The sequence below is a fragment of the Pseudacidovorax sp. genome, from assembly GCF_017991995.1.
Lineage (GTDB): Bacteria > Pseudomonadota > Gammaproteobacteria > Burkholderiales > Burkholderiaceae_C > Xenophilus.
Genome location: NZ_JAGOPN010000004.1, coordinates 131,749 through 156,379, shown reverse-complemented (window position 1 = coordinate 156,379; position 24,631 = coordinate 131,749). Strand labels below are relative to the sequence as shown.

Annotated in this window: 24 protein-coding genes; 20 read left to right on the top strand and 4 right to left on the bottom strand. The window is 69.3% G+C overall.

Going from position 1 to position 24,631, the window contains the following annotated elements:
• Positions 1-16: 16 nt before the first annotated feature.
• The 3 genes from KBC94_RS07235 (at position 17) to KBC94_RS07225 (ending at position 5,489) form a co-directional block, all read left to right on the top strand.
• Entirely contained in the window at positions 17-3,190 is a 3,174-nt protein-coding gene (locus tag KBC94_RS07235) for an efflux RND transporter permease subunit (RefSeq protein WP_294367987.1), read from the top strand.
• Positions 3,183-4,661, top strand: coding sequence for an efflux transporter outer membrane subunit (locus tag KBC94_RS07230; RefSeq protein WP_294367985.1), 1,479 nt, complete (start codon positions 3,183-3,185; stop codon positions 4,659-4,661). Before KBC94_RS07235 ends, KBC94_RS07230 begins: the two co-directional genes overlap by 8 nt.
• A gap of 192 nt (positions 4,662-4,853) precedes the next feature.
• On the top strand, positions 4,854-5,489 hold the full coding sequence (locus KBC94_RS07225; RefSeq protein ID WP_294367984.1) for a c-type cytochrome: 636 nt from the start codon (positions 4,854-4,856) through the stop codon (positions 5,487-5,489).
• Positions 5,490-5,630: 141 nt separating this feature from the next.
• On the opposite strand, the gene KBC94_RS07220 is transcribed toward KBC94_RS07225, so the two are convergent.
• The 3 genes from KBC94_RS07220 to KBC94_RS07210 all read right to left on the bottom strand — a co-directional run bounded on the left by KBC94_RS07220 (position 5,631) and on the right by KBC94_RS07210 (position 7,738).
• Positions 5,631-6,164, bottom strand: a complete 534-nt coding sequence (locus tag KBC94_RS07220) for a DUF2946 family protein (protein ID WP_294367983.1) — start codon at positions 6,162-6,164, stop codon at positions 5,631-5,633.
• 138 nt (positions 6,165-6,302) lie between these two features.
• Positions 6,303-7,277 (bottom strand): alpha/beta fold hydrolase, encoded by a 975-nt coding sequence (locus tag KBC94_RS07215; RefSeq protein WP_294367980.1) that lies wholly within the window; start codon positions 7,275-7,277, stop codon positions 6,303-6,305.
• An 8-nt stretch (positions 7,278-7,285) separates the two neighbouring features.
• Positions 7,286-7,738: a nuclear transport factor 2 family protein gene (locus KBC94_RS07210; protein ID WP_076507440.1), complete on the bottom strand. Its 453-nt coding sequence runs from the start codon at positions 7,736-7,738 to the stop codon at positions 7,286-7,288.
• A gap of 212 nt (positions 7,739-7,950) precedes the next feature.
• On the opposite strand from KBC94_RS07210, the gene rutA reads away from it, so the two are divergent.
• Genes rutA through rutF form a run of 5 tightly spaced genes read left to right on the top strand, consistent with a single transcriptional unit; the run spans position 7,951 to position 11,681 of the window.
• Complete coding sequence (rutA, locus tag KBC94_RS07205) at positions 7,951-9,072, top strand: pyrimidine utilization protein A (RefSeq protein WP_294367972.1); 1,122 nt, start codon at positions 7,951-7,953, stop codon at positions 9,070-9,072.
• A gap of 14 nt (positions 9,073-9,086) precedes the next feature.
• A complete protein-coding gene (gene rutB, locus KBC94_RS07200; RefSeq protein WP_294367969.1) occupies positions 9,087-9,878 on the top strand; it encodes a pyrimidine utilization protein B in 792 nt (263 codons plus the stop codon).
• Positions 9,879-9,910: 32 nt separating this feature from the next.
• Positions 9,911-10,303 carry a pyrimidine utilization protein C gene (gene rutC / locus KBC94_RS07195; protein WP_294367964.1) on the top strand — a complete coding sequence of 131 codons (393 nt, stop codon included), beginning with the start codon at positions 9,911-9,913 and terminating at the stop codon, positions 10,301-10,303.
• An 8-nt stretch (positions 10,304-10,311) separates the two neighbouring features.
• A complete protein-coding gene (gene rutD, locus KBC94_RS07190) occupies positions 10,312-11,100 on the top strand; it encodes a pyrimidine utilization protein D (RefSeq protein WP_294367961.1) in 789 nt (262 codons plus the stop codon).
• Positions 11,101-11,123: 23 nt separating this feature from the next.
• Positions 11,124-11,681, top strand: a complete 558-nt coding sequence (gene rutF / locus KBC94_RS07185) for an NADH-dependent FMN reductase RutF (RefSeq protein ID WP_294367958.1) — start codon at positions 11,124-11,126, stop codon at positions 11,679-11,681.
• A gap of 12 nt (positions 11,682-11,693) precedes the next feature.
• Here rutF and rutR read toward each other — a convergent pair whose 3' ends face one another.
• On the bottom strand, positions 11,694-12,443 hold the full coding sequence (rutR, locus tag KBC94_RS07180; RefSeq protein WP_294367955.1) for an HTH-type transcriptional regulator RutR: 750 nt from the start codon (positions 12,441-12,443) through the stop codon (positions 11,694-11,696).
• A gap of 282 nt (positions 12,444-12,725) precedes the next feature.
• Between rutR and KBC94_RS07175 the strand changes: the two genes are divergently transcribed.
• From KBC94_RS07175 to KBC94_RS07120, 12 genes are all read left to right on the top strand, one after another.
• On the top strand, positions 12,726-13,718 hold the full coding sequence (locus KBC94_RS07175) for a 2-oxoglutarate and iron-dependent oxygenase domain-containing protein (RefSeq protein WP_294367952.1): 993 nt from the start codon (positions 12,726-12,728) through the stop codon (positions 13,716-13,718).
• On the top strand, positions 13,718-14,104 hold the full coding sequence (locus KBC94_RS07170) for a VOC family protein (protein WP_137946951.1): 387 nt from the start codon (positions 13,718-13,720) through the stop codon (positions 14,102-14,104). The genes KBC94_RS07175 and KBC94_RS07170 overlap by 1 nt, the downstream gene beginning before the upstream one ends.
• 106 nt (positions 14,105-14,210) lie before the next feature.
• Positions 14,211-15,308: a BMP family ABC transporter substrate-binding protein gene (locus KBC94_RS07165; protein ID WP_294367945.1), complete on the top strand. Its 1,098-nt coding sequence runs from the start codon at positions 14,211-14,213 to the stop codon at positions 15,306-15,308.
• Positions 15,309-15,426: 118 nt separating this feature from the next.
• The gene (locus KBC94_RS07160) at positions 15,427-16,932 is read left to right on the top strand and encodes an ABC transporter ATP-binding protein (RefSeq protein WP_294367941.1); all 1,506 of its coding nucleotides are present in this window, start codon (positions 15,427-15,429) and stop codon (positions 16,930-16,932) included.
• Positions 16,925-18,055, top strand: coding sequence for an ABC transporter permease (locus KBC94_RS07155; RefSeq protein ID WP_294367938.1), 1,131 nt, complete (start codon positions 16,925-16,927; stop codon positions 18,053-18,055). The genes KBC94_RS07160 and KBC94_RS07155 overlap by 8 nt, the downstream gene beginning before the upstream one ends.
• Before the next feature lies 1 nt (position 18,056).
• A complete protein-coding gene (locus KBC94_RS07150) occupies positions 18,057-19,001 on the top strand; it encodes an ABC transporter permease (protein ID WP_294367935.1) in 945 nt (314 codons plus the stop codon).
• Positions 19,001-19,708 carry an isochorismatase family cysteine hydrolase gene (locus tag KBC94_RS07145; protein WP_294367933.1) on the top strand — a complete coding sequence of 236 codons (708 nt, stop codon included), beginning with the start codon at positions 19,001-19,003 and terminating at the stop codon, positions 19,706-19,708. Before KBC94_RS07150 ends, KBC94_RS07145 begins: the two co-directional genes overlap by 1 nt.
• Positions 19,705-20,688 carry a 2OG-Fe(II) oxygenase family protein gene (locus KBC94_RS07140; RefSeq protein WP_294367931.1) on the top strand — a complete coding sequence of 328 codons (984 nt, stop codon included), beginning with the start codon at positions 19,705-19,707 and terminating at the stop codon, positions 20,686-20,688. The genes KBC94_RS07145 and KBC94_RS07140 overlap by 4 nt, the downstream gene beginning before the upstream one ends.
• 39 nt (positions 20,689-20,727) lie before the next feature.
• A complete protein-coding gene (locus KBC94_RS07135; protein WP_294367929.1) occupies positions 20,728-21,774 on the top strand; it encodes a PotD/PotF family extracellular solute-binding protein in 1,047 nt (348 codons plus the stop codon).
• Positions 21,771-22,898 carry an ABC transporter ATP-binding protein gene (locus KBC94_RS07130; RefSeq protein ID WP_294367928.1) on the top strand — a complete coding sequence of 376 codons (1,128 nt, stop codon included), beginning with the start codon at positions 21,771-21,773 and terminating at the stop codon, positions 22,896-22,898. The genes KBC94_RS07135 and KBC94_RS07130 overlap by 4 nt, the downstream gene beginning before the upstream one ends.
• A complete protein-coding gene (locus tag KBC94_RS07125; RefSeq protein WP_294367926.1) occupies positions 22,895-23,800 on the top strand; it encodes an ABC transporter permease in 906 nt (301 codons plus the stop codon). Before KBC94_RS07130 ends, KBC94_RS07125 begins: the two co-directional genes overlap by 4 nt.
• Positions 23,797-24,609: an ABC transporter permease gene (locus KBC94_RS07120; protein WP_294367923.1), complete on the top strand. Its 813-nt coding sequence runs from the start codon at positions 23,797-23,799 to the stop codon at positions 24,607-24,609. The genes KBC94_RS07125 and KBC94_RS07120 overlap by 4 nt, the downstream gene beginning before the upstream one ends.
• The last annotated feature ends 22 nt before the right edge of the window (positions 24,610-24,631 follow it).

Sequence of the window (24,631 nt, the reverse complement as noted above, 5' to 3'; positions counted from 1 at the left end):
GAACGCGAGCACTTCTATGGCCAAGTTCTTCATCGATCGCCCCATCTTTGCGTGGGTGATCGCTCTGTTCATCCTGGTGATGGGCGGCGTGGCGATCACGCAGCTGCCGATCGCCCAGTACCCGCCGGTGGCCCCGCCGGCCATCGTCATCAACGCCGCCTATCCCGGCGCCTCGGCCCAGACGCTGGAAGACAGCGTGTTGTCGGTCATCGAGCGCGAGATGAACGGCTCGCCCGGCCTGATCTACATGGAGTCGGTGGCGCAGGCCGACGGCACCGGTTCGATCACCGTGACCTTCGAGCCCGGCACCAACGCCGACCTGGCGCAGGTGGACGTTCAGAACCGGCTGTCGCGCGCGACGCCACGCCTGCCCTCGGCCGTGACGCAGCAGGGCGTGCGCGTGGACAAGTCGCGCAACAACTTCCTGCTGTTCACGATGCTGTCGTCGACCAACCCGGCCGTGGACACCACGCAGCTGGGCGACTACGCCGCGCGCAACATCCAGCCCGAACTGCAGCGCGTGCCCGGCATCGGCCAGGTGCAGCTCTTCGGCAGCGAGACGGCGATGCGCGTGTGGATCGACCCGGCCAAGCTGCAAGGCCTGAACCTGAGCGCGGGCGACGTCAACACCGCCATCCGCAACCAGAACGCCCAGGTCGCCTCCGGCACCATCGGCGACCTGCCCAACGTCACCGGCCAGGCCATCGCGGCCACGGTGGTGGTCAAGGGCCAGCTGTCGTCGGTGGAGCAGTTCGGCAACATCGTGCTGCGCGCCAATGCCGACGGCTCGACCGTGCGGCTCAAGGACGTGGCCCGCATCGAGATCGGCGGCCAGAGCTATGCCACCTCGGCCCGCCTGAACGGCAAGCCGGCCGTGGGCCTGGGCGTGCAGCTGTCGCCATCGGGCAATGCGCTGCAGGCCGCCAAGGCGGTGCGCGCCAAGATGGACGAGCTCAAGCGCTTCTTCCCGCAGGGCGTGAGCTACTCCATTCCCTACGACAGCTCGGCCTTCATCAGCATCTCCATCAGCCAGGTGGTCGAGACCCTGGTCGAGGCCGTGGTGCTGGTGTTCCTGGTGATGTTCCTGTTCCTGCAGAACTGGCGCTACACGCTCATCCCGACGCTGGTGGTGCCGGTGGCACTGCTGGGAACCTTCGGCACGCTGCTGGCCCTGGGCTTCTCGATCAACGTGCTGACCATGTTCGGCATGGTGCTGGTGATCGGCATCGTGGTGGACGATGCCATCGTGGTGGTGGAGAACGTCGAGCGCATCATGAGCGAGGAAGGCCTGCCACCCTTGCAGGCCACGCGCAAGGCAATGCAGCAGATCTCCGGCGCCATCATCGGCGTGACGGTGGTGCTGATCTCGGTGTTCGTGCCGCTGGCCTTCTTCGCGGGCTCAACGGGCAACATCTACCGCCAGTTCTCGGCGGTGATGGTGGCCTCGATCGCCTTCTCGGCCTTCATGGCACTGTCGCTCACGCCGGCGCTGTGCGCCACGCTGCTCAAGCCGGTCGAAGCGGGCCACCACCACGAGAAGCGCGGCTTCTTCGGCTGGTTCAACCGCGGCTTCTCGCGCACGGCCAAGGGCTATGAAGGCTTCGTGTCGCGCCTGCTGCGCCGCGCGGCGCGCTACCTGATCATCTACCTGGCCATCATCGGCGGCGTGGTGTTCGTGTACTCGCGCCTGCCCACCTCCTTCCTGCCACAGGAAGACCAGGGCAACATCCTGGTGAACGTGCAGCTGCCGCCGGGCGCCACGCTGGAGCGCACCGAGGCGGTGATGGAGAAGGTCGAGAACTTCATGCTCAAGCAGCCGCAGGTGCAGAGCATCGTGGGCGTGCTGGGCTTCAGCTTCTCGGGCCAGGGCCAGAACGCGGGCATCGCCTTCGTCACGCTCAAGGACTGGAAGGAGCGCGACGGCGAGGCCAACTCGGCCTCCGCGCTGGCCGGCCGCGCCTTCGGTGCGCTGTCGGGCGTGCGCGATGCCTTCATCTACCCGCTCAACCCGCCGCCGATCCCCGAACTGGGCTCGGCCAGCGGCTTCAGCTTCCGGCTGCAGGACCGGTCGGGCCAGGGCCATGACGCGCTGGTCAACGCCCGCAACCAGCTGCTGGGCATGGCCATGAAGAGCCCGGTGTTGACCGCGATGCGCCCCGACGGCCTGGAGGATGCGCCGCAGCTGCAGATCGACATCGACCGCGACAAGGCACAGGCCCTGGGCGTGGGCTTCGATGCCATCAACACCGCGCTGTCGACCGCGCTCGGGTCGAGCTACATCAACGACTTCCCGAATCGCGGCCGCCTGCAGCGCGTGGTGGTGCAGGCCGATGCCCCGGCCCGCATGCAGCCCGAGGACCTGCTGCGGCTGAACGCGTCCAACACGCAAGGCCAGCCGGTGCCCTTCGCCTCCTTCGCGACCACGCGCTGGATCAAGGGCGCGCAGCAGACGGTGCGCTACAACGGCTACCCCGCGATGCGCATCAGCGGCGAGGCCGCGCCCGGCTACAGCTCGGGCGCTGCCATGGCCGAGATGGAGAAGCTGGCCGGCCAGCTGCCCGCGGGCTTCGGCTTCGAATGGACGGGCCAGTCGCGCGAAGAAAAGCTCGCCGGCTCGCAGGCCATCATCCTGTATGGCTTCGCCATCCTGGCGGTGTTCCTGTGCCTGGCGGCGCTGTACGAAAGCTGGTCGATCCCGCTGTCGGTGATCCTGGTGGTGCCCCTGGGTGTGCTGGGGGTGCTGCTGGCCACGCTGCTGCGCGGCTACTCGAACGACGTGTACTTCCAGGTGGGCCTGATCACCATCATCGGCCTGTCGGCGAAGAACGCCATCCTGATCATCGAGTTCGCCAAGGACCTGCAGGCGCAGGGCAAGAGTGCCATCGCCGCCGCGCTGGAAGCCGCCCACCTGCGCTTCCGCCCGATCGTGATGACCTCGCTGGCCTTCGGCCTGGGCGTGGTGCCGCTGGTGCTGGCCTCGGGCGCGGGCTCGGCCAGCCAGCGCGCCATCGGCACCGGCGTGCTGGGCGGCATGCTCACGGGCACGGCGCTGGCCGTTTTCTTCGTGCCCATCTTCTTCGTGGTGGTGCGCACGATCTTCAAGGGCAGCAAGCGCCAGCAGGACATGAACAAGCGCCATGCCCAGGAAGCGGGCATTCAGGAAGAATCCGGAGCCGACAACCATGGCTGAGTCCAAGACGATGATGACGCTGCCCTTCGGGCCCCTGGCGCCGCTGGCGCTGGCCGCCGCGCTGCTGATGAGCGGCTGCTCGTTGATCCCCACCTATGAGCGGCCGGCCGCGCCGGTGCCCACCACCTTCCCGGGCGACCCGGCCCAGCCGGGCGGCGCCAAGGCGGCGGTGGACGTGCCCTGGCAGGCCTTCTTCTCCGACCCGCGGCTGGCGGGGCTGATCCAGACGGCCCTCGACAACAACCGCGACCTGCGCGTGGCCGTGCTCAACATCGAGCAGGCCCGCGCCCAGTTCGACGTGCAACGCGCGGCCCTCTTCCCGACCGTGGGGCTGACCACCTCGGGCTCGCGCTCCGAGCCGAATTCGGCCCGCGCCTACAGCTCGTCCGCCCCGAAGGTGTCGTCGAGCTATTCGGTGGGCCTGGGCGTGACGGCCTGGGAGATCGATTTCTTCGGCCGCATCCAGAGCCTGAGCGCCGCGGCGCAGGCCCGTGCGCTGGCCACCGAGGAGTCGCGCCGCGCCACCCAGATCAGCCTGGTCGCCCAGGTGGCCAACGGCTGGCTCACGCTGGCCGCCGACGAAGAGTTGCTGGCCATCACCCGCCAGACGCTGGCCACGCGCGAGGAGACGCTCAAGCTGACCAGGCTGCGCTTCGACAACGGCGTGGCGTCCGAGCTGGACTACCAGTCGGCCGTCTCGCTGGCCGAGAGCGCGCGCGCCACCTATGCGCAGCAGATCCGCCTGCGCCGCCAGGACGAGAACGCCCTGGCGCTGCTGCTGGGTGCCCCTGTGCCTGCGAGTGCACTGGAAGGCCTGGCCGGCGACAACGGCGGCCTGGCCAGCGTGCGCGCCATGCCCGACGTGCCGGCCGGCCTGCCCTCGGACCTGTTGACCGAACGGCCGGACATCCGGGCGGCCGAGCAGCAGCTGATCGCGGCCAACGCCAACATCGGCGCGGCGCGGGCCGCCTTCTTCCCGCGCATCGCGCTGACCACCTCCATCGGCACGGTGAGCTCCGACTTCTCGAACCTCTGGAACGGCGACGGCACGCGGGCCTGGAGCTTCGCGCCCAGCCTGACGCTGCCGATCTTCACGGCCGGCGCCAACTCGGCCAACCTCGCTTCGGCGCGCGTCAGCCGCGACATTGCCGTCGCCCAGTACGAGAAGACGATCCAGACGGCCTTCCGCGAGGTGGCCGATGCCCTTGCGGGCCGCGAGACGCTGGGCGAGCAGGCCCGCGCCGCGCGTGCCCAGGCCGACGCCGAGGGCACCCGCCTGCGCCTGTCGGACCTGCGCTACCGCAACGGCGTGGCCAGCGCGCTCGACCTGCTGGATGCGCAGCGCTCGCAGTTCACGGCCCGCCAGACGGCCGTGCAGACCCAGCTGACGCTGCTGCAGAACCAGGTCACGCTCTACAAGACGCTGGGCGGCGGCTGGACCAGCAGCACGCAGCAGGCCGGCGCCCAGTAGGCCGGCTGGCGCATCGCGGACCAGGACGACCGGTTCGGCAGCGGCCTCCGGGCCGATCGCTGATCTGCATCAGGAGTCCTTCTTTCGGGGGGTGTGCGGGGGTTATCCCGGGTCAGCCGGGGCCTGTCCGCACACCCCCCGTCCCTATAATCGAACGCTGTTTTCCAATAGCCCCCGATACCGAGGACAGCGATGAGCGAGAGCGCGCAAAACCCGGCTCCGGCCACCGAAGAGGCGCATACGGGCCCGATCAAGAATCCCAAGCAGCTGATGCTCGCGGTCCTCTTCGGCTTCGTGGCCCCCATCCTCATCATTGCGGGGCTGGTCTTCTTCGTGGTGTCCGGGCTCAAGCCCTCCGGTGCGGCCACCGGCGACAACATGAACCTCTACGGCGTCAGCCAGGACGCCCGCGACCGCGATGTCGCCGAGCGCATCCGCAAAGTGGGCATGGTCGAGATCCGCGACGCCAACCGCCCGCTCGCCAACGGCGAGACCGTCTTCAAGACCCAATGCGCCGCCTGCCACGGCAGCCCCGGCATTCCTGGCGCGCCGCACTTCGGCGATGCCGCGGCCTGGGCCCCTCGCATCGGCCAGGGCCTGGCCACGCTGACCGAGCATGCGCTCAAGGGCAAGGGCGCCATGCCGCCCCAGGGTGGCGGCGACTTCAGCGATGTGGAGATCAGCCGTGCGGCGGCCTACATGGCCAACTCGGGCGGCGCCAAGTTCGAGGAGCCTGCTGCGCCGGCCGCCGCTGCGCCGGCGGGCGATGCATCGGCCACGTCGGCCGCAGCCCCTGCGGCAGCGGGCGCGATGCCGGCCAAGCAATAAAGAGCGCAGACCCCCAGGCCTTCGGGCCTCCTCGAAAGCCGGCATCCGCCGGCTTTTTCGTTGGTGGCGCTGCAGCAGCGGCGATGTGCCCGCGCTTCGGCTTAGCGCAAGGCGCGTCTCGCGGCGCCTGCTCGCCGCGCGTCAAGCCTTGCTTCGGGCCGCTGCCGGACTGCGGACGAAGCCGAAACGCGTCGGCAGTTCGGAGGCCGACACTTCCTCGGGCGCCGGCCAGACGCCCTGCTCGAGCGCGTCGGCCGCCAGGCCCATGTCCTGCGAATGGACGATGCCCAGGCCGACCGGTGCTGCGACATAGAGGCGCCCTTCCGCATCCAGCAGCACGCGCTGCAATTCCCCCGCCAGTCCGGTGTGCGCCTGGAGCGAAAAGTCGTCCATCACGCGCCACACCAGCGGCACGGCCTCCAGTTCCACGTACACCCGCTGCGGCCCGTTCTGGAAGAACCACTGGCCCTGGGCATCCGGCTCGTAGTTGCGCTGGATGAAATCGATCAGCTTGTCATGCCGCAGCAGCGATCCCTTGCTTTGGGGGAAGGGGCCGGCCGCCTGCGTGGGGTCATCGCGCATGTACCACTGGCCGCGTGCATCGAGGCCCAGCCAACCGTAGCAGTGGGGCACGTTGGGCCACTTGGCCAGTGCCTGTTTGACGATGTCATCCATGGCGGCATTCTCCGCGCCGAAGTTGCCATGCGGTGTCGCCCATGCCGCCATCGCGGGTGAGCCGAGGCCGACAGCGCTATCGAGGCTGAAGGTCGGACTGGCAGCCGACGGGAGCCGGCCTCGTGCACCCGCGAGAGGTCAGCGATGCGCCAGCAGCCAGTCCACCACGGCCTGCGGCATCGTCTGCACATGCCCCGGCCACCCCCCCTGCGGAAAACCGACATGGCCGCCGTGGAGCGGCTGCCAGAGGGTCACCCGCGGATTGCTCACCCGCGCCGGCACCGGGAGGCTCTCGCCGGGCACGAACGGGTCGTTGCGGGCATTGAGCACCAGCGCGGGAATGCGGATGTCGCCCAGCCGCGGCCCCGCGGCGGCGCGGGCGTAGTAGTCCGCCGCATCCTTGAAGCCGTGCAGGGGCGCGGTGAACAGGTCGTCGAAGTCGCGCAGGCGGCGCGCGGCGCGCAGTCGGTGGGCATCGAACAGGCCCGGATGCTGCACCAGCTTGGCCAGCGCCTTGGGCTTCATGGTCGAGAGGAACATGCGCTCGTACACCAGCCGGTTGAAGCCGCGTCCGATGGCATCGGCGCCGGCGGCCAGGTCCAGCGGCGCGCTCACGCCGGCCACGGCCTGCACCACGGCCGCCGCGCTGTCGCCGGCCTCCTCGGCCCAGCGCAGCAGCGCATTGCCGCCCAACGAGACGCCCACGGCCAGCACGCCGGCCGGGCTGCGTTCGCGCAGACGCGCCAGCACCCAGCCCACCTCTTCATGGTCGCCCGAGTGGTAGGCCCGCGGTCCGAGGTTGAGCTCGCCGCTGCAGCCGCGGAAATGCGGCACTGCGAAGCCGAGTCCACGCTCGCGCGCCACCGCCGCCAGCGCCTCGGCATAGTGGCTGCGCGACGAGCCTTCGAGGCCGTGGAAGAGCACAAGCAGCGGCGCCATGGCCGGATCGGCCGCGTCCTGGAAGTCCACATCGACGAAGTCGCCGTCCGGCGCGTTCCAGCGCTCGCGCCGGTACACCGGGGCGGCGCCCGTGTAGCGGCGGCCGAAGAGGGCCGGCCAGATGGTCTGCGCATTGCCGCCCGGCAGCCAGCGGGGCGCGACGAAGGCCTGCATCCGAAGGGTCAGTGCAGCAGGCCCGGGACTTCCACCGCGTCGTCGGGCTCGCGCGAGGTGCCAGGGCTGGCATGGTGCGCCACCAGTCGCCAGCCCATCTCGGTCTTGAGGTACACGTTGGTCGCCAGCACGAACGCATGGCGCGGGCCTTCGGCGGTGAGCACCTCGATGCGCTCGAGCACGTTGTGCACGCTGGTGCCCAGGGCTTCGACGCGGCGCACATGCGAAGGCCGCGCATGCACGGCACCGCCGTTGGCGAACATCTGCTCGAAGGCGCTGCGGATGGCGGCCACGCCCACCAGGCGCGGCCCGCCGGGGTGGACGCAGAACACGTCTTCCTCATCCGCCCAGCAGGCCATCAATGCATCGGCGTCGCCGCGCTGCAGCGCGTCATAGAAGGCGGCCTCCAGGTCGTCGGCGGTGCCGCCCAGGGCGGCGGGGTATCGGGTTTTGCTGGGCATGGCAGCCGCGATTCTGCCGCTGCGCACGCACCACGGCCCGGCATGCGGCGCACCACCTTGCCGCGCACTCGCCCAGCGCGGCGAACCGTTTTGGACCATTTGGTCAAAACATGCACCGCCTTTTTCGATCAAGTCCTTGATGTGGAACAGGAAAACGGCATTGGCACAGCGCATGCAAACCCGCCGGCAATCCCATCCTGGAGTCCACGCACATGAAAGTCGGCGTCTTCATCCCCATCGGCAACAACGGCTGGCTGCTGTCGCAGAACGCGCCGCAGTACAAGCCCAGCTTCGAGCTGAACAAGACCATCACCCTCAAGGCCGAGCACTACGGCCTGGACTTCGCGCTGTCCATGATCAAGCTGCGCGGCTTCGGCGGAAAGACGGAGTTCTGGGACCACAACCTGGAGTCCTTCACGCTGATGTCGGGCCTGGCGGCCGTGACGACGAAGATCAAGCTCTTCGCCACCGCCGCCTCGCTGGTGATGCCGCCGGCCATCGTGGCACGCATGGCCTCGACCATCGACAGCATCTCCAATGGCCGCTTCGGCCTGAACCTGGTGACCGGCTGGCAGCGGCCCGAGTACTCGCAGATGGGCATGTGGCCCGGCGACGAGTTCTTCGCCACCCGCTACGAATACCTGTCCGAATACATCCAGGTGCTGCGCGACCTGTGGGGCAAGGGGCAGTCGGACTTCAAGGGCGCCCACTTCAAGATGGACGACTGCCGCCTGAGCCCGCAGCCGCAGGCGCCCATGAAGGTGATCTGCGCCGGCCAGAGCGATGCCGGCATGGCCTTTTCGGCCAAGTACGCCGACTACAACTTCTGCTTCGGCAAGGGCGTGAACACGCCCAAAGCCTTCGCGCCGGCGGCGCAGAAGCTGATCGAGGCCACGGCCAAGACCGGCCGCCACGTGACCACCTACGTGCTCATCATGGTGATCGCCGCCGAGACCGACGAAGCCGCCTTCGCCAAGTGGGAGCACTACAAGGCCGGCGCCGACACCGACGCCATCGCCTGGATGGCGCAGCAAGGCGCAGCCGACACCAAATCGGGCGGCGACACCAACGTGCGCCAGATGACCGATGCCACCTCGCCCTCGGCAGTGAACATCAACATGGGCACGCTGGTGGGCTCCTACGCCAGCGTGGCCCGCATGCTCGACGAGATGGCCGAGGTGCCGGGCACCGAGGGCGTGCTGCTGACCTTCGACGACTTCGTGCAGGGCGTGGAGGACTTTGGCGAGCGCATCCAGCCGCTGATGAAGAGCCGTGTGGACGTCGACACGCCCGTGCCCTCGCAGGTGGGCGCGCCCGAGGCCCTGGCGGCTTGACGGAAGGCGGCACCATGAGCAGCACTAAGACCAATGCCACCCTGCGCTCGACCACGCCGGTCGGGCCGCCCCAGGCGCCGGGCGCACCGGCACCGACGGTGATTCCTTCGCGCCCCGAGCCCCTGGCCCTCGTGCCCACCCAGACTGCGCTGATCGTGGTCGACATGCAGAACGCCTACGCCTCGCTGGGCGGCTACGTGGACTCGGCCGGCTTCGACATCTCGGGCGCGCAGGGCACCATCGCCGGGATCGTGCGCGCCATCGAGGCGGCGCGCACCGCGGGCATGCTCATCGTCTTCCTGCAGAACGGCTGGGACGCGAAGTATGTGGAAGCCGGCGGCCCCGGCTCGCCCAACTGGCACAAGTCCAACGCGCTCAAGACCATGCGCGCCAAGCCCGAACTGCAGGGCCGCTTCCTGGCCAAGGGCGGCTGGGACTACGAACTCATCGACGCGATGAAGCCGCAGCCCGGCGACATCGTGATTCCGAAGACGCGCTACAGCGGCTTCTTCAACAGCACGCTGGACAGCAGCCTGCGCGCCCGCGGCATCCGCAGCCTGGTGTTCACCGGCATCGCCACCAACGTGTGCGTGGAGTCGTCGCTGCGCGACGCCTTCCACCTGGAGTACTTCTCGCTGATGCTGGAAGACGCCACCCACGAGCTGGGCGGCGCCGCGATCCAGCAGGCCACGGTCTACAACGTCGAGACCTTCTTCGGCTGGGTGTCGACGGTGGACGCCTTCTGCCAGGCCCTCGCACCTGCCACCGCTGCCACGCCCGCCGCCGCCGAAGCGACCGCAGCCTGATCCTTCATTCATCCCACTCTGGAGTCCATTTCATGCCCAAGGAAGCCATCATCCCTCCCGGTACCAGCACCCCCATCGCGCCCTTCGTGCCCGGCACGCTGGCCGACGGGGTCGTCTATGTCTCGGGCACCCTGCCCTTCGACAAGGACAACAACGTGGTGCACGTCGGCGATGCCACCGCCCAGACGCGCCATGTGCTGGAGACCATCAAGGGCGTCATCGAGGCCGCTGGCGGCACGATGGACGACGTCACCTTCAACATGATCTTCGTCACCGACTGGGCCAACTATGCCAAGGTCAACGCGGTGTATGCCGAGTACTTCCCGGGCACCAAGCCCGCGCGCTACTGCATTCAGTGCGGGCTGGTGAAGCCCGACGCGCTGGTGGAGATCGCCTCCATCGCCCACGTCGGCAAGAAGGCCTGAGCCGCGCCATGGCGCTGTACCACGAGGTGCACGGCGAAGGCCGCCCCGGCGCGCCCAGCGTGCTGCTGTCCTCGGGCCTGGGTGGCTCGGCCGGTTTCTGGAAGCCGCAGATCCCGGCGCTGGTCGAGGCCGGCTGGCGCGTGGTGGCCTACGACCAGCGCGGCACCGGTCGCACCCCGGCCGACCTGCCCGCCGACTACGCCATCGCCGACATGGCCCGCGACGTGGCCGAGGTGATGGACGCCACCGGCACCGAACGCTGCCATCTCGTGGGCCATGCCCTGGGCGGCCTGGTGGGCCTGCAACTGGCGCTGGATGCGCCGACCCGCGTGGCCAGCCTGGTGCTGATCAACGCCTGGTCGCGGCCCAACCCGCATTCGGCGCGCTGCTTCGACGCCCGCCTTGCGCTGCTGGGCGCGTGCGGGCCGCGCGCCTATGTGGAGGCGCAGCCCATCTTCCTGTACCCCGCCGACTGGGCTGCGGCCCACGCGGCCGACGTGCAGGCCGAGGTGGACCATGCCTTCGCACACTTCCCCGGCGAGGCCAACATGCGCGCCCGCATCGGCGCGCTGCGCGCCTTCGACGTGGATGCACGCCTGTCCGAGATCGCCGTGCCCGCGCTGGTCGCCTGCGCGCAGGACGACGTGCTGGTGCCGTGGACGATGTCCCAGCGCCTGGCCGAGGGCCTGCCTCAGGCCCTGCTCGATCACAGCCCGCACGGCGGCCATGCGCACAGCGTGACCGCTCCTGCCGCGTTCAACGCGGCCCTGCTCGGCTTCCTGTCGCGTCAGCACTGACCCTTCTTCTCTTCCGGCTTCCGATGATGATGTCCACCGCCCCCGCTCCCACCGCTGCCGCGACCCTGCAGGCCCTGGCCGCCACGCCACCCGAACGCGGCGACTACCGCAACGCCATGGCCCGCCTGGGCGCGGCCGTGAACGTCATCACCACCGATGGTCCCGCGGGGCGTGCGGGCTTCACCGCCTCGGCCGTGTGCAGCGTGACCGACGAGCCGCCCACGCTGCTCGTCTGCCTGAACCGCAGCGCCTCGGTGTATCCCATCTTCCAGGCCAACGGCGTGCTGTGTGTGAACGTGCTGGGCGCCGGTCAGCAGCAGCTGTCCAACCTGTTCGGTGGCAAGACGCCCATGGACGAGCGATTCGCCGCGGCCGAGTGGCAGATGAGCCGAAGCGGCGTGCCGGTGCTGGCCGAAGCGGCAGCCGCCTTCGAGTGCCGCGTTGTCAATCGCACCGAGGTGGGCACGCATGACGTGCTGTTCTGCGAAGTGGATGCGGTGCGCCTGGGCAACGCCGCCCATGGCCTGGTGTACTTCGACCGGCGCTACCACGACCTGCTGCCGCAAGCCGCCGCGCACTGAGCAGACTCGGCCTCAAGCGGCCAGCGGCGCCGCCATGGCCTCGGCTGGGGGCGCACTGATTCCATCCAGCACCAGGCGCTGAACGTTCTCTACCGTCTCCTCGAAGAAGGCCGCGTCCTGCAGCGTGCGGCCGGCGATGGCCTGCACCTGCACGGCGAAGTCGGCGTAGTGCTGCGTCAGCGCCCAGAGGCCGAAGATCAGGTGATGCGGCGCCACCGGCCGCAGCCGGCCCGAGCGCACCCATTCGGCGATCACTTCGGACTTGCGTTCCACCAGCGTGCGCAGCTCCAGCGCCAGTTCTTCGTGCAGCAGCGGCGCGCCCTGGATCATCTCCAGGCAGAACAGACGTGAGGCATCGGGCTGGTCGCGCGAGATCACCAGCTTGCGGCGGATGTAGCTGGCAATGGCTTCGCGCGGATCCTGCTCGGCGCTGAAGCCCCGCAGCGGCTCCAGCCACACCTGCAGCAGCTCGCGCAGCACGCTCACATACAGCTCTTCCTTGTTGGCGAAGTAATAGAGCAGGTTGCTTTTGGAGACATCGGCGCGTGCGGCCACCTGGTCGACGCTGGTGCCGTGTAGGCCATAACGCGAGAACAGGCCGAGCGCGGCCGACAGGATCACGCTGCGCTTGTCCTCGGCCTGCCGCGGCCGGCGTGCGGCCCGCTTGCCGGCTGCGGGCGCCGCCTTCGTGCCCACGGGTTCTGCTTTGCGCTTGCGCACCTCGGCCGGCGCCTTCTTCTTCGCCGCGGGTGGTCTGGCCATCGGGCTTCCCTTTCCTTTCATTGTTGTGGGCGTGTGTCGTTGGGGTCGGCAACGGCCCGCCTGTACCGGCCATTGCGAATCGCGTACCAGCCTGCACGCACCAGCAACGGGCTTCGCGCACCGCTCATTTGTCTTGACCTGCACCAAGACACCGCAGCGCGGCCGAATGGCGTGCATACGGCGCATCGTACGCAGCCCGGCCGGCGTTTGTCCATTTGGTCCAACTGGCACGGTCGTTGCAAACGGGCTCTGCAGTACCTCTTCCGTGCATCGAGACGCCCCATGACCCTGATGACCGTTCCCATCATCGACCTCGCGCCCTACTTCTCGGGCACGGCCGCGGAGAAGGCCGCGCTGGCCCGCCAGGTGGACGAGGCCTGCCGCAGCATCGGCTTCCTGGTGATCACGCACCATGGCATCGACCCGGCACTCATCGCCCGCGTCTCGGCCCTCTCGCGGCAGTTCTTCGACATGCCGCTGGCGGAAAAGCGCAAGGTGGACCGCCCGCGCGACGACGCAGTGCGCGGCTACAGCGCGGTGGGCGAAGAAGGCCTGTCGTACAGCCTCGAAGAGGCCTCGCCCGGGGACCTGAAGGAGTCCTTCTCCATCGGCCCGTCGAACGTGCCCGATGACGACTACCACCGGGGCCCCGCCGCCGGCCCGCATTTCGAGCCCAACAGCTGGCCCCCCATCGACGGCTTCCGCGAAGCCTACGAGCAGTACTTCGAGGCCATGAGCGATCTCTCGCGCTCGCTCATGCGCATCTTCGCGCTGGCGCTCGAACTGCCCGAGACCTACTTCGACGACAAGATCGACAAGCACATCAGCATGTTCCGCGTGCTGTCGTACCCGCCCCAGCGCGAGGCGCCGCTGCCCGGCCAGCTGCGCGCCGGCGCGCACAGCGACTACGGCAGCCTGACCATCGTGCTGCCCGACGACAAGGGCCTGCAGGTGCAGAACAAGGCGGGCGAGTGGGTGGACGTGCCGCTGGTCGAAGGCGGCCTGGTGGTCAACATCGCCGACCTGATGATGCAGTGGACCAACGACCAGTGGGTCTCCACCATGCACCGCGTGGTCAACCCGCCCTTCGAGGTGGCGCAGACCAACCGCCGGCAGTCGCTGGTGTTCTTCCACCAGCCCAACTACGACGCCATGGTCGAGTGCCTGCCCACCTGCCTGGCGCCGGGCGAGAAGGCCAAGTACGCGCCGATTTCCTCCGGCGATCACCTCACGTCCAAGTTCGTGAAGCAAACCACCTTCGGTGGCACCAAGTAATGGCACACCTGTCTTACGTCAACGTCTTCGCCAAGGACGTGGTCGCGCTGAGTGGCTTCTACCAGCGCGTGTTCGGCTTCCCGGAGATCGAGGCCATCCGCTCGCCCATCTTCCGCGGGCTGGACACGGGCAAGAGCAGCCTGGGCTTCAACGCCCTCGATGCCTACGAGCTGCTGCATCTGGCCGAGTTCTCGGACACGAAGGGCGTCAAGTTCCTGCTCAACATCGACGTCGACAGCCGCGAGGACGTGGACCGCATGGTGCCCGTCGCGCTGGAGGCCGGCGCCACGCTCGTCAAGCCGCCTTACGTCACCTACTACAACTGGTACCAGGCGGTGCTGCTCGACCCCGAGGGCAACGTCTTCCGCATCAACTTCATGATGTGACGCGCCGGCCGCCCGACCGGCCGATGCCGGGGCGGCACTGTTCGTGCTTTTTCACCTTTCCGCTTCTTTCCTTCCTCTCCCCTCTTCCTTCCTCCTGGAGGTCTCCATGTTGTCCAAGCGCTTTCCCCGCATGAGCGTGGCTCTGGCCGGCGCCGCCGTGCTGCTGTCGGCCGGCACCGCCTATGCCCAGGCCGGCTTCAGCCTGAGCGGCAAGCCCGTCATCGCGATGCTGTACTACGGCCCCAAGAACGACGGCGGCTGGACGCAGGCCTTCGACGAGGCGCGCGTGAAGATTGAGGCCGCCCTCGGCCAGAAGATCCAGTTCGTGGAGAACGTGGGCGAGGACGCCTCGGTCATCAAGCCGGCGGCCGAGCGCTTCATCTCGCGCGGCGCCAACATCGTGATCGGCACCGCCTTCGGCCAGTCCGACGCCATGAAGGACCTGGCGGCCAAGTACCCCAAGGTGGCCTTCCTCAACGGCTCGGGCACCACCAACGGGCCGAACCTCGAATCCTTCTATGGCCGCACCTACGAGAGCCAGTACCTGTGCGGCATGGCCGCCGGCGCGGCCAGCAAGACGGGCAAGCTGGGCTTCGTGGCCGCCAACCCCTTCGGCGTGGTGAACTGGACCATCAACGCCTTCGCGCTGGGTGCGCAGAAGATGAACCCCAACGCCACGGTGAACGTGATCTACACCGGCACCTGGAACGATCCGGTCAAGGAACGCGCCGCCGCCACCGCGCTGATCGACCAGGGCGCCGACGTGATCGGCCAGCACGTCGATTCGCCCACGCCGCAGATCGTCGCGCAGGAGCGCGGCGTGTACGGCACCGGCCACCACCGCGACCTGCGGCAGTTCGCGCCCAAGGCCACGCTGTGCTCGTCGGTGTGGGTGTGGGACCGCTTTCTGGTGCCCGAGCTCAAGAAGATCATCGCGGGCAACTGGAAGCCCGAACCCTATGGCGCCTTCATCCCGATGAGTGGTGGCGGCACTGACATCGCCGGCTTCGGCCCGGCGGTGCCGGCCGACAAAGTCAAGGTCATCCAGGCCGAGCGCGAAGCCATCCTGAAGGGCAAGCAGGTCTACGCCGGCCCGCTGAAGGACCGCGACGGCAAGGAGCGCGTGGCCGCAGGCGCCGTGCTGTCGGATGCGGACCTCTGGAAGATGGACTGGTTCGTCAAGGGCGTGGTCACGCAGAAATGAATCGCCCCCAGGCTGCGCGCTGCGCGCTCCGCCAACCCCCTTCCGGGGGCGCCGCCTGCGGCCTGGCAAAGCCAGTTCCGCGGCGGCTGCCGGCGGTCCCTTTTCTCTTCATACGCTGATGACTGTTGACGCTCTGCGCCTTGTCGGCATTCACAAGTCCTTCGATGGGTTCAAGGCCCTGACGGACGCGTCATTTGCTGCGCGCTGGGGTGAGGTGCATGCGCTGCTGGGGGAGAACGGCGCGGGCAAGTCCTCGCTGATGAACATCGCCGCCGGGCTGTATGCGCCCGAGCAGGGCGAGCTGCTGGTGGACGACAACCCGGTGCGGCTGGCAGGGCCGCGCGCGGCGGCGGCGCTGCACATCGGCATGGTGCACCAGCACTTCAAGCTGGTGCGGCCGTTCACGGTGGCCGAGAACATCCTGCTGGGGCATCCGCTCGCGCACGCCGAGGGCAGCCACCGGCGGCGCATGGTGCAGCTGGAGCAAGAGATCGCCGCACGGGCGGCTGAGCTGGGCTTCGCCATCGACCCGCGCGCGCGCGTGGAGCGCCTTTCCATCGCCGAGCAGCAGCGCGTGGAGATCCTCAAGGTGCTGCTGGCGGGCGCGCGCATCCTGATCCTGGACGAGCCCACGGCCGTGCTCACCGACCAGGAGGCCGAGCGCCTGCTGGCCACGGTGCATGCGCTGTCGCGGCAGGGCGCCGCGGTGGCGCTGGTGACGCACAAGATGGCCGACGTGAAGACCTGGGCCGACCGCGTGACGGTGATGCGCGGCGGCCGTACGGTGGCCACGGTGGACCCCAAGGCCACACCCATCGAAGAGCTGGTGCGTCTGACCGTGGGCCAGTCGGTCGCGGCCCGCGAGGCAGCCACCGAACCCACCATGGGCGGCGCACCGCTGCTGACCGTGCGCGGGCTGCGCCTGCATGCGAACGGCCGCCAGGCGCTGGACGGCGTGGACCTGACGCTGCATGCGGGCCAGATCTACGGCCTGGCCGGCGTCGGTGGCAACGGCCAGGGCGAACTGGCCGAGGCGCTGATGGGCATGGCCGAGGGGCTGGAAGGCACGATTGCGCTGGCAGGCGAAGGCGGGGCCGCGACTGGCCGCCTGCCGCACTTCGCCGCCATCCCGGCGGACCGCTACGGCCTCGCGCTCGCGGGCGGCCTGTCGGTGGTGGAGAACTTCGGCATCGGCCAGGTACAGGCCGGCCGCTACGGCCCGGCCTGGCGGCTGGACCGCGCCCGCATGGCCGCCGACACGCGCGAGGCCGTGCAGGCCTTCGACGTGCAGGGCGTGCGGCACCTCAACCAGAAGGCCGCGTTGCTGTCGGGTGGCAATGCGCAGAAGCTGGTGCTGGCGCGCGAGTTCGGCCGCGCCCCGCGCCTGGTGCTGGCCCACAGCCCCAGCCGCGGCCTGGATGTGCGCGCCGGTGCCGAGGTGCATGCGCGCCTGCGCGCCGCGCGCGACGCTGGCGCGGCCGTGCTGCTCATCAGCGAGGACCTGGACGAGGTGCTCGCGCTGGCCGACCGCGTGGGCGTGATGGCGCGCGGACGCATCGTGGCCGAGTTCGATCAACCCGCCGACCGCCAGGCGGTCGGCCAAGCCATGGTGAACCATGACTGATGCCGCGCTCGACGCTGCCGCCCCGGAAGCACGCGCGCGGCACGTGCCCCTCTTCGCGCGCCGCTACACGCTGGAGCTGCGCCAGCAGATGGGCCTGCCCCGGCAGGCGCTGATCCTCGCGTTGGCGGTGGTCGTCGGGCTGGCCATCTCGGCCGCGATCCTGGTGGCCGCGGGCGTGCCGGCCGACGAGCTGCTCAACGAGTTCATCATGCAGACGCTGGTGGATCGGCAGAGCCTGCTGGCCGTGCTCTTCCAGGCCGCGCCCATGGTCCTGGTGGGCATCGGCGCCGCCATCGCCTTCCGCGCCCGCTTCTGGAACCTGGGGCTGGAAGGCCAGATGATCTTCGGCGCCATCGGCGCGACGGCGGTGTCGATGTTCGACATCGGCCCGGCCGCGCTGCGGCTGCCGCTAATGGGCGCCGTGGCCATGGCGATGGGCATGCTCTGGGCGCTGGCGCCGGCGCTGCTCAAGCTGCGGCTGGCCGTGAACGAGATCATCGCCTCGCTGATGCTCAACTACGTGGCGGGCAACTTCCTGCTGCACCTGGTCTACGGCGCCTGGAAGGATCCGAAGGATTCCTTTCCCTACTCGCCGCAGTTCCGCGCCTTCGAGCGCTTGCCCGAATGGTTCGGCAACGTCAGCACCGCGGCCATCGGCCTGGCCGTGCTGGCCGCGCTGCTGGCCACCTGGTTCACGGGCCTGAGCCGCGCGGGCCTGTACCTGCGCTTCGTCGACGCCAACCCGCGCGTGGCGCGGGCCCTGGGTGTGCCGGTGGCGCGCATGGTGCTCACGGCGGTACTGCTGTCGGGCGCGCTGGCGGGGCTGGCCGGCTTCGTCGTGGTGACGGGGCAGGAAGGCCGGCTCACGCAGGCCTTCTACGTAGGCTACGGTTTCTCGGGCATCCTGATCGCCTTCCTGGCGCGCAACAACCCGCTCGCGGCCAGCGTGGTGGCGGTGCTGATCGCCATGCTCTTCGTGGCGGGCCGCAACCTGCAGGTCTTCTACCAGATCCCCTTCGCGATGGTGCAGCTGATCCAGGCCATCCTGGTCATCTGCGTCGCCTCGTCGGACTTCTTCATCCGCCATCGCCTGCGGCGGATCGCATCCGCAAAAGGCAGCTGACATGGACCTGCTCGCCATCGCCACCAACTGGCTGGGCAATGCGCCCGACTTCGCCGTGCCCTATGCGCTGGCCGCGCTCGGCCTGATCCTGAGCGAGCGCGCGGGCGTGCTGTCGCTGGGCGCCGAGGGGCTGATGCTGGTCGGCGCGCTGGCCGGCATCGGCGCCATGCTGGCCTTTCACGACGCGGCCATCGCGCTGCCGCTGGCCATGCTGGCGGCGGCCGTCGTGTCGCTGCTCTTCGCCTTCATGGTGATCGTGCTGCGCATCCAGCAGGTCATTGCCGGGCTGGCGCTGGTCTTCTTCTGCCAGGGCCTGACCAGCCTGCTGGGCACGGTGTTCGACTGGACCAACAAGCCGGTGAGCAGCTTCGGGGCACTGCCGATCCCGCTGCTGTCCGAGCTGCCGCTGGTGGGCCGCCTCTTCAACCAGAACCTGATCGTGTACCTGGTGCCGCTGCTGTTCTGGGCCGCGGTGCACTGGCTCAATCGCAGCACGCCCGGCCTGCGGCTGCGCGCGGTGGGCGAGAACCCGCAGGCCGCCGATGCGGCCGGCATCTCGGTGCCGCTGTGGCGCTTCGGCGCGGTGGTGGCGGGCTCGGCGCTGGTGGGGCTGGCGGGGGCCTACATCTCGGTGGTGGGCACCAAGCTGTGGATCGCGGGCATGACGGGCGGGCGCGGCTGGATCGCGGTGGCGCTGGTGATCTTCGCGCGCTGGTCGCCCTGGCGGGCGCTGGCGGGCGCGCTGCTCTTCGGATGCATCGAGGCGCTGATCCCCCAGCTGGCCGCGGCGGGCGTGCAGCTGCCGCAGTACTTCGTGCTGATGACGCCCTATGTCGTCACGCTGGGCGTGATGGTGTGGGTAGCCCTGGCGCGCCGCGGCGGCCAGGCCGTGCACGACGAGCCCGGCGCCCTCGGTCAACCCTATCTGCGAGAGGAGCGGCGCTGATGCGTGCCTATGTCTACAACCAGCCGCGCGAGCTGGACCCGGCCCAGTTCGCCGACTACCTGGACCTGTCCCGCACCGCCGTGCTCTCGATCGACATGCACCGCGGCCACCTGGACGATTCGCCCGACTGCCCCTGCCCCGCCCCGCGGGCGCGCGACGTGGTGGCCCCCATCGATGCCTTCCACGACCAAGTGCGCGCGCTGGGCGGGCGCATCGTGCACGTCAAGTCGGTGCTGCGCGAGGGCGGTGCCGACGACATCGACGGCATCCCGGCCGCATGGCGGCGCACCTTTCCCTTGCATGTCGGTCCCATTCCCAATGCCGACGCGCATGCCATCGAGGGCTCGCCCTGGACCGAGTGGGTCACGCGTGTCGAGCCGGGCGACCTGAAGGTGGAGAACAAGCGCCGCCTGTCGTCCTTCTATCCCACCGACCTGGACTTCCTGCTGCGTAACCAGCGCATCGAGACCGTGGTGCTGGACGGCGGCTTCACCGACTGCTGCGTGCTCAACACCGCCTTCGACGCCAACAACCGCAACTACCGCGTGATCGTGCTGCAGGACCTGGTGCGCGGCACCGACGAACCGCTGGAGCAGGCCGCCCTGGCCATGGTGTCGCTGCACCTGGGGCTGGTGATGGATTCGGCCGAGCTGCTGGCCGTGTGGCGTCAGCGCGCCCTCAACCCTTCGAACAAGACCCTGTCATGAAGCACATTCCCATCGTCGACCTGCAGGGCAGCCTCGACGCCGATACCCCCGCTGCGCAGCGCAGCGCACGCGAACTGTTCGAGGCCCTGAGCCGGATCGGCTTCGCCTACATCGCCGGTCACAACGTGGCACCGGCCACGCGCGAGGCCGCCTTCGCCGCGTCGCGCGAGTTCCATGCCTCCACGCTGGCGCAAAAGCAGTCGCTGGCCATCAACGCCTTCCACCGCGGCTACATGGGCATGGCCAGCTCCACCATCGTCACCTCCACCGTGGCCAAGGTGACGCGGCCCAACATGAGCGAGTCGCTGATGCTGATGCACGAGCTGCCGCCCGACGACCCCGGCCTGCTCGCGGGCCTGCCCATGCAGGGCCCCAACCAGTGGCCCGACTGGCTGCCGGGCTTCAAGCCCGCCATGCTGGCCTACGTGCGTGAGGTGGATGCGCTGGGCCGCCACATCGTGCGCCTGATCGCGCTGGCGCTGGGCCTGCCGGCCACGGCACTGGACCACCACTTCGCCCACCCCACCACCTTCCTGCGCGCCCTGCACTATCCGCCGCAGCCGCCCGCCGAGGACGAGCAGATCGGCTCCGCCCCGCACACCGACTACGGAATCATCACGCTGCTGGCGCAGGACAACTCCGGCGGCCTGCAGGTGCGCCCACGCGGCGGCGACTGGATCGAGGCACCGCCCATTCCCGACACCTATGTGCTCAACGTGGGCGACATGCTGGCGCGCTGGACCAACGGCCGCCTGGTCTCCACGCCGCACCGCGTGATCAACCGCTCGGGCGGCGACCGCTACTCGCTGCCCTACTTCCTCGATCCGTCGATGGACACGCTCATCGAATGCCTGCCCACCTGCACCGATGCGGCCCATCCGCCGCAGCACCCGCCGGTGCGCTACGGCGACTACCTGCTCGAACGGCTCAACCGCAACTACGACTACCGCAAGCCCGCCGAGCCTGCCGCCGTGGCCTGAAGGCCGCGCCCTCTTCCCTCAATGTTCCGGAGTGCTGTCATGACCTTTCCGATCAACCGCCGCGACCTGCTGGCCCGTGGCCTGGGCACCGCCGCCGCCCTCGGCCTGCCCGCCTTCCCCTCCCTCGCAGCCGCGCCGCTGGTGATCAACACCTACGGTGGCCGCTGGGAGAAGTTCTGGCGCACCGATCTGATGCCCGCCTTCGAGAAGATCAGCGGCGTCAAGCCGACGCTGGATGTGGGCCTGGGCAAGAACTTCATCGCCAACCTGCGCGCCGCCGGCATCGAGAAGCCGCCCTACAGCGTGCTCATGGTCAACGAGAACATCGCCAGCGTGGTGCGCGGCGAGGGCTACTTCGAGCCCATCCCCGCCGCCAAGGTGCCCAACCTGGCCCATGTCTACCCCAACATGCGCAACCCGGGCGACAACGGCGTGCGCGGCATCGTCTCCACCATCGGCATCGGCTACCGCAAGGACCTGGTCAAGACGCCACCCAAGTCCTGGGCCGATCTCTGGAACAACCCCGAGTTCAAGGGCAAGATCGGCCTCTACCAGATCGGCAACACGGCGGCCATGCTGTTCCTGCTGATGACCGCCAAGATCTACGGCGGCTCGCAGGACGCCATCGACCGCGCCTTCGTCGAGATCAAGAAGCTGCTGCCCTTCCAGCAGGCCGACTGGAGCGGCACGCTGTCGACCATGCTCACGCGCGGCGACGTCACCGTGGCCGTGATCGACTTCCCCGAGATCGTGGCGCTCAAGAAGAAGGGCGTGCCGGTCGAGATGGTGGTGCCCAGCGAAGGCGTGGTGGCCTTCGAGCAGTCCTTCAACATCCTCAAGCACGCGCCCGACAAGGAAGCGGCCTACCAGTACCTCAACTTCATCCTGCGGCCCGAGGTGCAGGAGTCGATGGCCAAGGAGTTCTTCACCTCGCCCACCAACACGCAGGTGAAGCTGGAGCCGGCGCTGGCCGCCGACGTGCCGATCAGCGGCAAGGCCATGTCCTCCATCGTGCAGTTCGACTGGGCGAAGGTGAACCCGCAGCTGCCGGCGATCACGGATCGCTGGAACCGGGAAATCAAGTGAGCGCGGTCCTGTCCGCGCCGCCCGAGGCGGCGATGTCCACCGCGCGCACAGCCGGCCGGCGCACCACGCGGCTGTCCATCGAGGGGCTGCACAAGCGCTATGCCGGCCATGTGGCCATCCATTCGCTGGACCTGGCCACCCGCGAGGGTGAGTTCATCTCCGTGCTGGGCCCGAGCGGCTGCGGCAAGACCACCACGCTGCGCTGCGTGGCCGGCTTCGAGCATCCGGAGGCCGGGCGCATCTGCATCGACGGTGAGGACATCACCGGCCTGCCGCCCGAGAAGCGCGACATCGGCATGGTGTTCCAGAACTACGCGCTCTTTCCGCACCTGACGGTGCGGCGCAACCTGGCCTTCGGCCTGGAGATGCGCGGCGTGCCGCGCGCCGAGATCGCGCGCCGGGTCGAGGCGGTGCTGGGCATGGTGCAGCTGGGGGCGCTGGCCGAGCGTTTTCCGCGCCAGCTCTCCGGCGGTCAGCAGCAGCGCGTGGCGCTGGCACGCGCCCTGGTGATCGAGCCGCGCCTGCTGCTGCTGGACGAGCCGCTGGCCAACCTGGACGCCGTGCTGCGCGAGGACATGCGGGTGTTCATCCGCGACCTGCAGCGCCGCGTGGGCATCACCACGCTCTATGTGACGCACGACCAGGCCGAGGCGATGGTCATGTCCGACCGCGTGGCCGTGATGCTAGGCGGCCAGCTGCAGCAGTTCGACGTGCCGGAGGCCATCTACCTGCGGCCCCTCAGTGTGGAGGTGGCCCGTTTCATCGGCCGCTCCAACCTCATCGAAGGGCGCGTGCGCGCCATCGTGCCCGGGCCCGGTCCGCGGCCGGTGCATGCGGTCGACACCGCCCTGGGCCCGGTCGAGGCCGCCTTCCACGAAGCGCTGGAGCCCGGCCAGACCGTGCAGGTGACGCTGCGGCCCGAGGCCATCCACTTCCGTGCCGACGGCCCCTATGCGGGCCGTGTGGCACGCAGCTACTTCCTGGGCAGCACGGTCGAGCATGTGGTGGAGGCCGCTGGCGGCCAGACCCTGCTGGTGCAGACGCCACCCGGCGGACGCATGCCCGAAGGCGCGCACTGCGGCCTGGCCTTCGAGCCCGGGCATGCCTGGGTCATTCCGGGATGAGCGCGTCAACGCTCGCCGCGCCCACCGCGCTGCCCGCCGCCACGGCGGCGTCCGCGCCGCGCAGCCGCGCCTTCTGGCTGATCGCCCCCGCGCTGGTGCTGCTGGGCGTCTTCCTGCTGCTGCCCTACCTGAACATCGTGCTGATGAGCCTGCGCCCGCCGGCCGTCGGGGCGCCCTACGGCGCGGGCTTCACGCTGGGCAACTACACGCGCGTATTGACCGACGGCTACCTGCTCGGCGTGCTGGGCGACACGCTGCTGCTGGGCCTGACGGTGACGCCCATCTGCCTGCTGCTGGGTTATCCGGTGGCCTTCCACCTGGCGCGCAGCCGCTCGCGCTGGGCGGGGCTGCTGTATGTGCTGGTGCTCTCGCCGTTGCTGGTGGGCGTGGTGGTGCGCAGCTTCGGCTGGCTGATCCTGCTGTCGGGCAACGGCGTGATCAACCGCGCGCTGATCGACCTCGGCTGGATCGACACCGGCCTGCAGCTGATGAACAACCGCCTGGGCGTGACGATCGCGCTCGTCCACGTGTTCCTGCCCTTCATGATCCTGCCGCTGGTGGGCGTGATCCAGGGCATCGACCCGAGCCTGGAGGCCGCCGCGCGCTCGCTGGGTGCCTCGCGGCTGCGCGCCTTCCTGCGCGTGTCGCTGCCGCTGTCGTGGCCCGGCATCCAGGCCGGCACGGTGCTGGTCTTCGTGCTCACGCTCAGCGCCTATGTCACACCGGTCATGCTGGGCGGGGCGCAGGTCAAGACGGTGTCGGTGCTGGTGGTGCAGAGCCTGATCGACAACTTCCAGTGGCCCGCGGGCGCCGCGCAGGCGCTGGTGCTCACGGCCTGCGGCATGCTCGCGGTGGCCGCCTATGCGCGGCTGACGCGCCGGCTTTCGAGGGGACTGGCATGAACGGATCGATGGTGGCCGACCGCGCGATGGACACGCTGCTGCGCGTCTTCATCGGCGCGGTGTATGCCTTCCTGCTGCTGCCGATCGTGGTGATCGTGCTCATGTCGCTCAACGCGGGCGAGTTCCTGACCTTTCCGCCGCAGGGCCTGTCGCTGCGCTGGTTCGGCGCGCTCTTTGCCAACGAGGGCTTCATGCGGGCCATGGGCACCTCGCTCGCGCTGGCGGCGGCTGCCACGGTGGGGGCCACACTGATCGGCACCGGCGCGGCGCTGTACGTGGTGCGCCATGCCACGCGCACGCGCGAGGCGCTGCGGCTGCTGCTCATGATGCCGCTGATGCTGCCGGAGATCCTCACCGCCATCGCGCTGCTGTTCTTCCTGTACGCGACGGGCATCGGCACGCGCACCGTGTTCGGGCTGGTGGTGGGCCATGTGCTGGTGACGCTGCCCTACGTCTTCACCAACGTGGCCTCGGCGCTCTACAACCAGGACGCCTCGCTGGAGCAGGCGGCACGCAGCCTGGGCGCCTCCCCGGTGCGGGCCTTCGCGCGCGTGACGCTGCCGCTCATCAAGCCGGGACTGATCACCGGCGCGCTGTTCGCCTTCGTGATCTCCTTCGACCTGTTCAACATGTCGTTGCTGCTCAAGGGCGTCGGCATGACGACGCTGCCGCTGCAGCTCTTCGACTACCTGCGCTGGGACTTCGACCCGACGGCCGCCGCCGTGTCCACGGTGAGCATCGTGCTGACGCTGGCGGCGGTGGTGTGGATCGACCGCAGCGTGGGCTTGCGCACGCTGCGCTTCGGCTGAGGGGCTGGTTCGGCGGCGTCGC